Annotated in this window: 16 protein-coding genes and 1 tRNA gene; 3 read left to right on the forward strand and 14 right to left on the reverse strand. The window is 37.1% G+C overall.

From position 1 onward, the window contains the following. Positions 1–90: 90 nt before the first annotated feature. From AC625_RS17715 to AC625_RS26935, 6 genes are all read right to left on the reverse strand, one after another. Entirely contained in the window at positions 91–1365 is a 1275-nt protein-coding gene (locus tag AC625_RS17715; protein WP_049682494.1) for an FtsW/RodA/SpoVE family cell cycle protein, read from the reverse strand. A 4-nt stretch (positions 1366–1369) separates the two neighbouring features. Next, positions 1370–1777, reverse strand: coding sequence for a PadR family transcriptional regulator (locus AC625_RS17720; protein ID WP_049682495.1), 408 nt, complete (start codon positions 1775–1777; stop codon positions 1370–1372). After that, the gene (locus AC625_RS17725) at positions 1762–2310 is read right to left on the reverse strand and encodes a sigma-70 family RNA polymerase sigma factor (RefSeq protein ID WP_049682496.1); all 549 of its coding nucleotides are present in this window, start codon (positions 2308–2310) and stop codon (positions 1762–1764) included. The genes AC625_RS17720 and AC625_RS17725 overlap by 16 nt, the downstream gene beginning before the upstream one ends. A gap of 229 nt (positions 2311–2539) precedes the next feature. Then, positions 2540–2824, reverse strand: coding sequence for a DUF4183 domain-containing protein (locus AC625_RS17730; RefSeq protein ID WP_049682497.1), 285 nt, complete (start codon positions 2822–2824; stop codon positions 2540–2542). A gap of 88 nt (positions 2825–2912) precedes the next feature. After that, positions 2913–3362, reverse strand: coding sequence for a DUF4183 domain-containing protein (locus tag AC625_RS17735; protein WP_049682498.1), 450 nt, complete (start codon positions 3360–3362; stop codon positions 2913–2915). Positions 3363–3581: 219 nt separating this feature from the next. Then, on the reverse strand, positions 3582–3752 hold the full coding sequence (locus AC625_RS26935) for a hypothetical protein (RefSeq protein ID WP_180320119.1): 171 nt from the start codon (positions 3750–3752) through the stop codon (positions 3582–3584). A gap of 149 nt (positions 3753–3901) precedes the next feature. Here AC625_RS26935 and AC625_RS17740 point away from each other — a divergent pair, with 149 nt between their 5' ends. Next, positions 3902–5152, forward strand: a complete 1251-nt coding sequence (locus AC625_RS17740; protein WP_049682499.1) for a DUF7852 domain-containing protein — start codon at positions 3902–3904, stop codon at positions 5150–5152. A 243-nt stretch (positions 5153–5395) separates the two neighbouring features. Then, positions 5396–6157, forward strand: a complete 762-nt coding sequence (locus AC625_RS17745) for a CsxC family protein (protein ID WP_049682500.1) — start codon at positions 5396–5398, stop codon at positions 6155–6157. A gap of 375 nt (positions 6158–6532) precedes the next feature. Here the strand turns inward: AC625_RS17745 and AC625_RS17750 are convergent. From AC625_RS17750 to AC625_RS17780, 7 genes are all read right to left on the reverse strand, one after another. Then, positions 6533–6606, reverse strand: a tRNA-Arg gene (locus tag AC625_RS17750). 218 nt (positions 6607–6824) lie between these two features. Further along, a complete protein-coding gene (locus AC625_RS17755) occupies positions 6825–7337 on the reverse strand; it encodes a metallophosphoesterase (protein ID WP_049682501.1) in 513 nt (170 codons plus the stop codon). After that, entirely contained in the window at positions 7334–7948 is a 615-nt protein-coding gene (locus AC625_RS17760; protein ID WP_049682502.1) for an XTP/dITP diphosphatase, read from the reverse strand. Before AC625_RS17760 ends, AC625_RS17755 begins: the two co-directional genes overlap by 4 nt. 218 nt (positions 7949–8166) lie before the next feature. Next, the gene (locus tag AC625_RS17765; RefSeq protein ID WP_049682503.1) at positions 8167–9237 is read right to left on the reverse strand and encodes a GerMN domain-containing protein; all 1071 of its coding nucleotides are present in this window, start codon (positions 9235–9237) and stop codon (positions 8167–8169) included. A gap of 177 nt (positions 9238–9414) precedes the next feature. Then, positions 9415–10212: a glutamate racemase gene (gene racE, locus AC625_RS17770; protein ID WP_049682504.1), complete on the reverse strand. Its 798-nt coding sequence runs from the start codon at positions 10210–10212 to the stop codon at positions 9415–9417. A 16-nt stretch (positions 10213–10228) separates the two neighbouring features. Then, positions 10229–10666: a MarR family winged helix-turn-helix transcriptional regulator gene (locus AC625_RS17775; RefSeq protein WP_049682505.1), complete on the reverse strand. Its 438-nt coding sequence runs from the start codon at positions 10664–10666 to the stop codon at positions 10229–10231. A 419-nt stretch (positions 10667–11085) separates the two neighbouring features. Continuing rightward, positions 11086–11310 (reverse strand): helix-turn-helix domain-containing protein, encoded by a 225-nt coding sequence (locus AC625_RS17780; protein ID WP_028392149.1) that lies wholly within the window; start codon positions 11308–11310, stop codon positions 11086–11088. Positions 11311–11888: 578 nt separating this feature from the next. Between AC625_RS17780 and AC625_RS17785 the strand changes: the two genes are divergently transcribed. Further along, positions 11889–12542 (forward strand): restriction endonuclease, encoded by a 654-nt coding sequence (locus AC625_RS17785; RefSeq protein WP_053178138.1) that lies wholly within the window; start codon positions 11889–11891, stop codon positions 12540–12542. Between the two features lie 357 nt (positions 12543–12899). On the opposite strand, the gene AC625_RS17790 is transcribed toward AC625_RS17785, so the two are convergent. Further along, positions 12900–13346: an acyl-CoA thioesterase gene (locus AC625_RS17790; protein ID WP_049682506.1), complete on the reverse strand. Its 447-nt coding sequence runs from the start codon at positions 13344–13346 to the stop codon at positions 12900–12902. Positions 13347–13364 lie beyond the last annotated feature (18 nt).

The raw sequence follows: 13364 nt of genomic DNA on the forward strand, positions 1-13364 counted from the left end.
TCTATATTAATAGAACTTTTGACCTTTTAAAAAAATTCAAGAAACATAAAAAACGAGAATTTCTTTTTTAAAGAAAATTCTCGTTTTCACTTATAGAGTCTTAGATCGAATCAAATCTTTTTTTCGATACACACTTAATACAAGACCGATGAGCCCCGCATTCAACAGGACCTGCATATTTCCGTAACTTATAAATGGGAGTGATACACTCATGATCGGAAATAGCCCCAATGACATCCCAAGATTAAACACCACCTGAAAGGCGAAAAGACTTAAGGCGCCGATTACAAGTAACTTTCCGTATCCATCACGGACCGTTTTAACAACAATAAGCATGCGACAGATTAGCAACAACAATGTGCCTCCCAACACAACCGCAAATGTCCATCCTAGGGTATAAGATAAAGAAATGAAAACAAAATCCGTTGTACTCTCTGGTAACATCAATCCTGATTCAGGTAACGACTGCCAAAACCATCCGGTTCCATCTCGGAGTTCTTTGATTTTTACATAGTGATATCCAGATGAATCTGCATATTTTTCAGAATGTAGATACGCCAGTAAACGTGTTAGTTGATATTCCTTAATTCCAGAGGTAAACCAAACATATAGCGGTATCGACGCACCAATCACCAATGAAATTATATAAGACCAAATAACTTTCCTTTTCTCAAAATGACTTCCCCACAACATTACACCTGTGATAATCGTGAACATGCCAAAAACGAAAAGATTGGGGGTTAATATAATTAAATAGCTTGTAACTAGATATAAAATCACGACCATATACATTTTCATTTTTTCATTTCGAAAAATCCTTGCCCATCCTAATAAAAAGAGTGGCAGTGTGATCGATATATCCGTTGAAAATGGTCCTAACACGAGAGTAACACTTCCGTGTACCATATTTCCTGAAATGAGTGCAAAAGAAATTATTCCCCAACCAATTATGAACCAGCCAATACCTAGTTTTTGCAATTTTTGATAATCAAAAAACATGAGAACTGCGGCGAAAGCAATTCCAATAAACGTTACAATGAACTTCTGAAGAAAGGCCATCGCCGTATGTTCAGATTCGAACACAAATATTGGCACCATTCCAAGAACAACGATAAACAAAAACAAGCCAATCATTTTCCAATCCACTTTCGGGCGGTGCAAACGATCCATTTTTTGCCCAAGGAGGATTGGACTCCCCATTCTTAAAACGGCCTTTTGTTCAGCTTCTTCATCATTTAACCCTTGTTTCTTTAGCGCTTCTATTGATTGTTTCAAATGATTATTCAGTTCTACTTCAACGAGTTTCCTAGCTTCCGTGGAACGAATACTACGCGATACTTCGGACAAAAACTTTTCTTTATTCATAGAATTATCCACCCATTACGGTTTGAAGAACAAATGAGGCCGATTCTTTTTTTGTCTCCGCTTTGCTCAACAGCTTCCGCCCTTTATCATTCAATTTGTATAATTTTTGCTCGGAAGTTCCCCAATATGCTTGTATGTACTCTTTTTGTTCTAAATCATGTAGTAATGCATACAACAAACCTTCATGATCAGCGAACTTTATATTCCCTTTACTCGTCAGAACGTCCATAATTTCAAAGCCGCTTTTTTCACTTTTCAACATTCTAAAAATCGCAAGAATGACTTCCTCTTCACCGGCTCCTTCATTTACAACGGCCTGACGAATGTTTTTCTGATGTTTTTCTGAAAAATTCACGCCTGAAAAAACAGTAGTCTTCATCGCTTTTTTCAACTGTTTTAATCGATTTTCCATCCTGTTCCCTCCAAACTGTTCTTTAATATTTGTTTCGCCCTGCGCATTCTTGTTTTAATCGTGCTCTGACTGTTCCTTGTCATTTCTGCCAATTCTTTAATCGTAAGCTCTTGAAAATAATACAAATAAATCACTTCTCTGTACTTCACCGGAAGATTCATGACAGCATCTGCTAATACCTGATCCTCATCCTTTTGAATGATATCTTGTTCAACATGATCTACTGCTTGAAAAGCAGCATGATTTTCAGCGTCTAATTCGACTTGGTGATAATACCAGCTCTTCAAGTAATCTTTACAATGATTGATCGCGATCCGCCATAGCCAAGTACGTATTTTCGCCTGTCCCCTGTACCTCGGCAGTGCTTGATAGCATTTCACGAAGATTTCCTGAGTTAAATCTTCTGCCAATGGAAGGTTCTTCACATACGAATAAACAAGCTGCAAGATATCTTGTCCATACACCGTCATAATTTCATCAAGCAGCGCGTCCTCCTCGCCATTTCGGAGAGCTTCTGCAACTAACTCCTTCACGTATCTCACCCTTTCTTTCTATACCTTAGACGATTCCATGTAAAAATTAGTTTTATTTTGCGTGAATTTTTATATGATTTTTTTGCAAAAATATCTACTTTTAATCTTAAAGGTCAAATGAAAATTACGAAACGGGAAACCTTAAATGTTTAAAGTTTCCCGTTTCTATTTTCCGCTAAATATTTTCTTTTTTAATAATCTTGTCCGATTTTAAATCCCTGTAGATTGATTACGTTACGATAAACTCAACAACAATTGGAGTATCTGGATCTAATACATCGCCACCAGGAATCGTGATAGCTGCAGTGGTAACAGATGAAGTATCTGAAGTCTGAATCATCGCGTTTATATAAAGAGTGTAATACGCAAATGAAGCCGGAAATGCTGTAGCAGCAACACCAGCGTCATTAGTAAATTCAGTTGCGTCAATTAAAAATGTAGCTCCTGTACCAGTCCCTGAACCAGCAGTAGCCGTAAATTTTCTACCAGCTATAAAAGGTTTGACTATCGCCATTTCTATACACCTCCCCTTTTCTTTCATACTCTAGTTAATGTGCATAATTGAAAAAGGGAAGAGCTATTAACCTAATATAGTCACACATTTATCTTCCGTCTTCTTGATTATAAAACATCACTATTTCAAGAATAATTGAAGAGCCTTCGTAAATAGTGCCGCCATTAGGAATGATAGTTAAAGCTTTTTCATTTATAAGGTATGAATTACCCGGTTGTAGTATTCCATTAAGAAATAAATTCACATAACTATTTTGTCCCGTCAGAAATCCAGTTGCTAGTTCCCCATTATCGTTTGTAAATTGATTCGAAGAAATCGTTTCAGTAGTCTCAATATCTAAGGTTACAATATGAAAGTATCTTTCAACACTTGGAGTGACGCCTCCTGTGCCTGGTGGGCCTGGTGGGCCGGGGATTCCTTGTGGGCCAGGTACATTCTTAACACAACAATACCGACACCGATTCCTATGGTCACATTTACAATTAGATCGATTCCACTCACGTTTTCCATAACTTTTGTGAATATAAGTATATCCCATCTTTTCACTCCTTTTATTTCAATTTATTCGGATTGCATTTGAGGCGTTTGGACAATCGGGCATTCTTTTTTATTCACTTGCCCTAATGCCATCAAATATCGGAACAGTAAAATTCCAATAAGAGAAGGTGCTTCCAACCAATCCTTCCCATTCTGATTTGTTTAAAGATTACTCCCTTTTATCAAGACCGCTGAAACACTTAGGCCTTTTGATGAGCTATTAAATTTTTTCATAAAAAAACGAGTCTACTTTCAGTTTTTGAAGGTAGACTCGTCTCGTTTTGCTATACTTCCTTACCCCTTTCCTTCCATTCGTTTTATCATTCTTCTTAAATTCTTCATACACGACTTGTTCTAGAATGAAGACTCTTGAACTGTCGAATGGCATCAAATCTTCTACTCCCCACATATATGCGTTCTTTTCCCTCAACATACTGCTTTCAGTGGGTGCCAGAATATATACAGATACATAGGAACAATAGCGGAGAAACAGCATACATAAATAACAGGGAAAAAAATTTCATTTAGGAGTTGAGTATAGTGAAGACTCCATGGGTGAATTCGACAAAGATGCAGGAAATTATATCCAAACAAATAAACATTGTTAATTCTTCTAGAGTTCAAATAAATTCTACTTCCCCCTACTGCAGTAAAAACAAAGATTTCACAGAAATCAGAATTGATTGTCGACTATCCAATCTGATTTCTAGCCGTTGTATCTCAGACGAAGCTGATGATGTTAACGGAAAATCTCTTACAGAAATAAACGAGAATCCATGCGAATCACCTGCGTGTATAGGTATTGAGCAGCCTTCTGAAATGGAACCAGAAGCTGAAGTGAATTGCGCTATGAACATAACCGAACCCACTAATGATCAGCAGAATTTCCAAACCGATGGTAGCAATTATTCTCCAATGGATTCTGCTTTGGATACGAACGATCCTTCTGAGTCCAACGAAGCAGGTGAAAAATATAAAGTTTTTAACCGCAAGAGCATCGATGAAGATATGTACGAGGAGGATTCGCATGTCGTTCCCGTACATGATTCACCCATTAATAAAACGGAGGGGAAAGATAATCAAACTAGCACTTCTTTTGATTTTGTAAATATTAGAGTTCCGGTTGTAGTTGGGGAATACAAAGTAGATATTTGTTTAGAAGAAGCGGTATTGTTTAAAGAAAAATTTATGCAGATTAACACAATTTCCAATAAAGTTGTCCTATCAAATAGTAAATTTGTACCCACTCGTTTTTCCGGACCATTAGATAACGGGATGTCTAAAGCTTTAAAAGGAAACTTATTTATAGAAGGATATATCTCCCAAAACATTGAATATACTGCCGCTAACCAGGATCTTGAAACAGAACCATTTTATAAGGATGGAAAAGTTTATTCAATGACAAAAAAAAGACCATTCTCCACAATTGTCGAAATTGATGATTTTCTCCATCCACCGATGTTTGGAGCGATTACTCAAAAAACCTTTGACTTTTTTGACCCAGACAATAAAGAAGTCCCTCAAATTAACACTAAACTATTCAACACTGTAACTTATTATCCAGAGGAGCCATATTGTCGTTTAATTTTTTCTGAAATTCATGAACATACAAGTTTATCAGACAAGGTTAATGAAAATTACGACAATACTCCTATTGAGTCTGTTCAAGTAAATTCCATACACGAAAAAAATGAAACGAATGAAAAGCAATTAACCCAGAAAACAGTATTAGTTACATTCGTACATTTGCTACAAGAACAACGTGTTCGAGTTAGATGCGATAACACATAAAGGAAAAAAAGTTACTTACCTATAAGAAACGTATAGCCGTATGGTTAGCTCCCGAAAAGGAGATATTCACCCAAGCCCAACGGCATTTAAAGCCTGAACATCTTTACCCATTGTAAAAAATCAAAGCCATCAAATAAAAAAGGCCAAGTCCCTACTCACATTACCCATGCTAAAAATAAAATGCTGAATATAGTAATTTCGTATGGTAGTAAAAATTAGCAAATATTAGGGAGAGATTACTTTATGAGCGATAACCTCAATAATCAACCTTTACAACAAGTTAACCCACCTTGTCCAGTAACTTCGACAGAACAAATTCCATTAAGCGATCAAGCAACACCACTCGTTAGTGTAGCAAGTACTCCAACTATTAAAATTCCGGTTGTAGTAGCAGAAAGAACATTACAAATTGTTGTAGAGGCGGATATTTCACTTTCGCCAGCAGCAACGGAAATTAAAAGAGTTCATAAGAATGCATTTCTAAGTCAAGTCAAACTTGTGCCTGTTGAATTTGCTCCAATTGCCGGTACTAACTTCTTCAACGTAACAAGAGCTAAATTATTTGTTTCTGGATTCATTCGTAAAAATATTGAATATGCTTCAACCGAATGTAACGGAAACTTATTTGATCGAATTGCAGATGTTCCGTTTTCCGGGTTCGCAGATCTTACAGCAGCGGACTTTATCTTATTCCCAATTCTTGCTGGTTCTTCAGCTAACTCAGCTATGTTCCTAAATGAAGCAAATCAAGTAGCTCCACGTTTGGATAAATATTTCTTCCAGAACCTTGTGAACTATAATGAACAACCTTATGGCGAGTTAGTACGTGCCAACTTCTTTGAACTTGATTTCTCGCCAACTATGGTAGAACCTGAACAAGCGTTTAGCACTTTGCGTGAAAAAATTGTCATGGACCTCACATTAAAAGTATTACAAGTTCAACAAATCCAAGTTACTGGAAACCAAATAATTCCCGGTTCTACGACTGGAACTACTCTAGGTTAATAGGTCTTGAACGCTAAGTAAGCTTGACTCTATTTCGATCATACTAATGATGAGTTTGCCGTTACATCTTTGAAATGACAAGAAATAAGAAGCGGACCCTATAGGGTTTTCGCAGTCTATCAAATGAATCAAATATAGAAACTTCTTCTAATGGGTCATGTCGATTTCTTCAACAACACTCTCACCATCCCTAAGGTTGAGGTGTTTTTCTTCTGAAAATAATATAGAAGAGCTTATAATTGACAGACCCATTTATTCGCCAATACCCTTTTTTTAAATGTCAAAAAGTAAAACAGAAAAAGACTGCTATACATCGGTCACTTAAGATTATTTCTAATCTTAAAAACCTCAATATAACAGCCTTTTTTCAATTAACGTCCCAGGAGAGATTCGAACTCCCGACCGACGCCTTAGAAGGGCGTTGCTCTATCCAGCTGAGCTACTGGGACATGATATGTAATGACAAGATTTATTATAGTATGTATGCGTCAGATAGTCAACACTTGTTATTGATTTATTTCAACCACAATATGAATGAAGCTGTCTCATAGCGAAAAGATTAGACCAACAACTACTAAATAACGTTTATATTACATGTACATGACACAGTATCCGGTATATAGAGTTAAGATCAGACCCTTTTGAGACAGCTTCATTATTCTTGGTCTCAGTTAAATGTGTAAGTATTCCTTAAGTTTTTTACTAAATTCCCACAGTCATCATAGAATTGGATTGTTGCTTCTTTTTGATGAAGCTCTAGGATGGCATACGTTTTTTCTTTACGGTTTCTTGGAAGACGTATGCTTCCTGGGTTAATATATAGTCTTCCGTCAATCATTTCAGAACCGGCGATGTGTGAGTGACCGAAGCAAATGATGTCCGCTTGCTCTTCCTCTGCTTTATAGGAAAGATTCATGACTGTCATTTTCACATTATACAAATGACCATGGGTGACCAAAAAGCGCGAGTCACCGATTGTTTCTACAACATAATCTGGGTAGTCAGCGTCATAATCACAGTTCCCTCTAACCGCTAATAACCCTTCCATAATTGAATCCGCTTTCTCTAACTCAGAATCACCACAATGGATGAATACATCGACTTCTGCTTGGTGACGTTCTTTTATTTTTTCAACCTCTGACGTTAGACCATGGCTATCGCTCATAATCCCTACTTTCATAATTGAGTCGCTTCCCTTTCAAGAAAAGCATCTAATTTTTCTTCTAGTGCATGAAGGGCATTGGCGCGGTGACTGATTTCATTTTTCTCGTTACTTTTGAGCTCAGCCATTGTTTTCCCTTTTTCCCCCACATAAAAAACAGGATCATAGCCAAAACCATTCGTACCCTTTGGTTCATTTGTGATTCGTCCTTCCACAGAACCAGACACTGTGATTGTTTCTTGATTCGGAGATGCAAGTGCGAGTGCACAATAAAATCTTGCTGTTCTCTTTTCTTCTGGAACATCCTTTAATTCTTGAAGAACCTTCTCTGTATTAGCCGAATCGCTCTTTGCCTCACCAGCGTAGCGCGCTGAATACACGCCGGGCCTGCCATCAAGTGCATCTACGATGAGGCCGGAATCGTCACCTATCACAAACTTCCCAAGCATTTTACTAATGGCTTCTGCTTTTAAAATAGCATTTTCTTCAAAGGTTGTCCCTGTTTCCTCGACATCTAGTGCATCTTCGAAATCGAGCAGAGTCTGAACTTGAAACCCTCTTGAATGAAACAAACTTTCAAATTCTTTTGCTTTTCCTTTATTTTTCGTTGCAATAATGACCGTTTTCATACTATATCACTCCTGAGTCCATGTAAGATTTTTTAAAACGCGGTTGGCTTTTGCATCTAGCGTGGCTTTAGTAATCCTCTTTTTCGCTATTAACTAAAGTCTAACACAATTTCCACTATCGCAAAAACCCTAATATTTAATGGACTATCGCGATACAAATTTTATCACAAATGAAAAAAAGGTCTGCCATAAGCAGCCCTTCATTGTATATCTTTCTATTAAAAACTACCCGTGTTTACTTTTGCAGGACGGCTTACAGGTTCAGTTATTGCTTTACCCTCTTCATCCATCAAGCCGCCTTTTCCTTGTACAAGCACTTCCACACTTTTAATATCGTTTTGTTCTGTTAATGAAAGAACGAGTGCATCAAGAGCCTCTTTCGAAATCTTTCTTTCTTTGAAACTGCCTAGAATATTTTCATTGAAATTCAAGGTAACTTTTCCATCTTCGTTTTTCGGTTTATCAATTAAGGCAACATCATTCATGAAACCTGAAAGCAGGCTTGATGCAAATCCCGGTCCTTTTACAAGCTCATTGACAGCTGCCGTAATCGTGTCGGTATTCGATTCATTGACCCTTTTCGTCACAGGAACATAATAGTAGCTACCCTCATCACCGCCAATATAATACACAGTAAGCGGCGTCGTATTAGAAACATCCGTAACATTAGATAAATCGAAGTTAATACCTACTGAACGATTCAATCCGTCTGCAATCGGTGTTTTGTTAACCGGCATTTCTTTCATTTCCGTGCCATTCAATTTTAATACTACTTTATCAACCGTATCGAATTGGGTTAATGTGTAAGTGATGGCTTGGAGAATTTTTAGTTCATCCTCTTTTTGATATGTAGCAAATTCCTTGGAAAAATCAGCGGTTGCTACACCTTCTTTAATATCAACACTTACATGTGTATCTGCAGGTATTACCGCCCTGAAGCCGTTTGGAAGTATCTCAGACACTGGTCCGTTTGCGACTAAATATGTCAGCGCTTGCTGAGCAACTGCTGTATTAGAAGGAAGTTCCAACGTTTGCGGTACGACAAACCCGCTTTTATCAATCAAATACAATTCAGTTTTGATTGTTTTTGTTGCTTCTTTTTTACTGTCAGTTTTCGTTGCTTCCTTACCATTCACTTCTTTTAACCCCGCTTCATCATCTACTAGTGTCACTCCTTCTGGCGGATCAATACTTACTTTTTCTTTTTCACCAAACAGGCCGCAACCACCTAAAAAAAGCGACGAAGCCAGAACTGTTGCGACAACTGATATTTTTGTTACGTTAGACATGGACATCCCTCCCAGGACAGTTTGTACTACTATTTATACGAGCCATGGGAATTTATAGACCATTTTTTTCAAAAAAAATAGAAGGCGACTACTTAACAGTCTACCTCCTAAAAATCAATCATATTTAAAACTGAACCATTGTCATTACCAAGTAACCCTTCGTTTTCGGGCCATCGATTAATCAATTTTCACCGTTTGAACAGTCCCTATCTTTTCACCAATCCAATTATAGGCAATGCTTTGGAATATTTCCTTAGAGCCAGTCACGAAAAATTGGTGTTTGGGTGCTTCTTTGCTTATATTCAATAGATTATCATGTTGTAGAATGACGCTTGCTTCACGCGCCGTCTCTTCACCAGATGAAATGACTTTAATATTCCTTCCCATGAACCGACTAATTTCCGGCCCCAGTAATGGATAATGGGTACAGCCTAGAACGAGCGTATCTATATTCGTTTTTTTTAAGGGCTGTAGCGTTTCAGCAATTACTTTTCTAACAATTGGACCATGAAACGCTCCGCTCTCCACGATTGGAACGAACTTCGGACAAGCAAGGCTGTCAACTTTCACTCGATTATTAATCATCGCAAGCGCTTGATCATACGCCTTACTCGTAACAGTACCATTTGTCCCAATGATACCGATATGTAAATTCAAGGAAACCTTTAATGCTGCACGGGCACCCGGGTAGATAACACCGAGTACCGGAATCGGTAGCTCTGAACTAATTTCTTCAAGAGCAGCTGCTGTAGCCGTATTACATGCAATAATCAGCATTTTCATATCGTATTTCAAAAGATAACGCGTCATCTGCCAAGTGAAGGTTTTCACATCTTCCATTGGGCGCGGACCATACGGGCATCTCGCCGTATCCCCGATGTATACTATATTCTCATTAGGCAGCTGACGCATAACCTCTTTTGCTACCGTTAAGCCGCCGACTCCTGAATCCATTATACCTATTGGTCGTTTCAAACCTCTCGCCTCATTCTTATCGCATTTCTTGATGTAATTTTATTAAATTTTCTTTCAGTGTGATGATTTCTTCACTTGAAAAATTCACTAATACGTCTTGAAGATACACTTGACGCTTCTTAATTACCTCATCTATTATCCTTTTTCCTTCTTCTAATAGGTGAATTCTTACCACTCGACGATCTTTCTCATCCTTCACACGTTGGACAAGCTTGTTTCTTTCCATGCGGTCAATCAAATCTGTCGTTGTGCTGAAAGCCAAATACATCTTAGAAGAGAGCTCTCCTATTGTCATATCGCCTTCTTCTGACAGCCATTGAAGAGCAATAAATTGTGGAGGCGTAATTTTATAATTATGTAACATTTCCCGGCCCTTTTGCTTAATCAGACCCGAAATATAACGCAGCTCTTTTTCAATTTTCGCCACATGCTCCACATGCGTTACTTCATCCATTTCTCACAACTCCCAACCACTTATAAAAAACATTATTATCTTTATTGTCTATGAAATATCGGGAAATTTCAAGAACCATTCTTTACATACAAAACAAATATGGCGTTAAAACGCCACCATTTACCAGTAAAAACCTATTATTAAGCACACTACACTCGCCTAATCACAATGGTGGCGGTGCGGAGCCGGTTTTGAAATACTTTTTTTATAAAGTAAATATTTTTGTAAAGTAGATTGTCTATTTTAGTAAGTTGCGAAGCCCCGTCCCCATGTCCTTCACACAAAAAATTAACAGCAATAACGAGCACCTTCTTGAATGTAATCATTCATTATTGTGCTAGAAATATCGCTGCTAACAATTTGAAAAATGGTGATCTTTAAGCTTCTATCAATCAACTCCGTATGAAATCGAGAATGTGTTAGAGCTTCAACTCTCCCATACGAAGGAGTTCAATGACTGCTTGGGAACGCCCTTTGACTCCAAGCTTTTGCATCGCATTTGAGATGTGGTTTCGAACTGTTTTTTCGCTAATAAACAATTCACCTGCGATTTCTTTCGTTGTCTTATCTTGAACTAATAATTCGAATACTTCTTTTTCTCTTTTGGTGAGTAATGGCTTATGAGTGAATTCGTTCTCCTTCAAGTGTTGTAACCCTCCTTGCCTTCACCAGCATAAAAACCCGGGGTGGGTGTCTATTTAGTCAAGTTATAGTATGACAAGAAAGGGAAGAGAGTGACTGTTTCAAGGCATGAATAGTGATTTTCTTTTGTATTTTTTATTTGACCTAATTATTGATTTTTAATCTGTCTAAAATGGACTTGACCATGGGTCTTTTGTTGATCCAAATCTGTACTTTAGAACCCACAAACCTCTTTCGTTACTGAGGCTAATAAAACAGATATATTGGGCTCTTTTGAATCAGTTGGCACCAAAACTTCATTCTTCATAGTTGTTTCAAGAAATCAAAGTATCTTATTCTTTATGAAGTGAATCGGTGTCTGCAAATGCAAATTACGAGTAATGATACTGGACTTGCTTTTTTGGTTGTGTTTACCTATATTGACTAAAATTGAAAGTTGCTTTAAAATCTTTAATTTCACGAACACATTCTCTCAAATTAGTTAATCTTAGGAAGCGGAGTGTAGTTAAATGATGAAGAGCTAGATATCTAAAGTCATATGGTTTATTGTGAAATGATAATTAGAACAGGAGAGAAATTCATGAATAAGAAGCAGAGAAACAGCATCCTTCAACTCGTTAGATTAATAGTTGGATTTATTACTTTAACTATTCTTTTATTGAATAGAGCAGACATTTATTATTACATACTTATTTTCATCCTCCCTACGATTTCGTCTATCATTATGGATCAATTATTACCAGTATCAATAAAAAAGAAAAAACAGAAACAACCAAGAAAAAACCAAAGAATAGACAAAAAAGCCGCTCACAACCGATTAAGAACGGATCATGAAATATTAAAAATGGGCCTTGACGAAATGTCATGGCGTGAAGTTGAAAGGTTATGTTTTCTTTATTATAAGAGTAAAGGGTATAAACCTGAATTAACAAAACAGGGAGCAGACGGAGGAATTGATTTGATCTACTATCATCCTCAAGATGGAAAGACAGCCGTACAGATTAAACATTATATACGTTCACAAAAGGAAATCAGTGTTAGTTTAATTAGAGAATTAGATGGTTCAAAACGTAATTATGGTTGCGTATTCAGTGAATTTATCACCACTTCTACCTTTACTAATCCTGCATCTGCCCAAGCACCAAGAGGAATGAACCTTAGAGACATTTACTGGTTCAATCGTGAAGTAATTCCATGGATGAAAAAAGAATCTGCGAAAAGAAAGTTAGCTTAATAAAACTTTTATCGACAAATTAACGAGATACTCAAAACAAGATATTGCTTCCTAAAACGGATCTCTTAAGTCTTTCCAAATTACTTTATGGAAAAATCTATCGTGCTTTCTCCAATTAATGAATAACTGTATAAACAAAGTTTAGTAAGTTTCTTATGCCCATAACAAAAAAGGGCAGAAAAACAATTCATAATTTAAATGTATCTAGATAATATTCGGATTGATGTAAAAAAATAAGGGTCTTACCTAGCACTCTATACATAGTATGTAGAAGTACTTATGTTTAATTTGAACTGTAAATTGCGAATGCTGGGTCTGACCCTTTCGTTAGAAATGATTTAGACTTGAAGCCCCTTGCTAAAACGCGCTCATCTTCTGTTCCATTTCCTCCGTCCATGCCACTGACTTACCTGTCTTCTTTGAAATTTGAACGATCGTGCCACGACCTGTAAAGCACACCTCTCCTTCCTTCGTCCCCATGTAATGAAGATCTATGGATGAATTGCCGATTCGTGCTACCTTGACGTGAACATCGATTTCATCATCAAAAAACAATTGCTCGAGAAAATCACATTGTAGATCGGCGACAACAGGGATTTCAACTCTTCCATCATGCAACCAAATCTGCATAAAACCAATCTTCTTAAAATATTCAATCCTTGCTTCTTCAAAATACGTAAACGGAATGGTATTGTTTAAATGCCCAAACATATCTGTTTCCGAAAAACGGACTTTAACAGGATGTTTAAAATGAAAGGATGAAACCCACTCCTCCATATTATCAATATAAGGTATTCTACTCATTGCGCTCACTCCTTTTTA

This window comes from Peribacillus loiseleuriae, assembly GCF_001183985.1.
Taxonomy (GTDB): domain Bacteria; phylum Bacillota; class Bacilli; order Bacillales; family DSM-1321; genus Peribacillus; species Peribacillus loiseleuriae.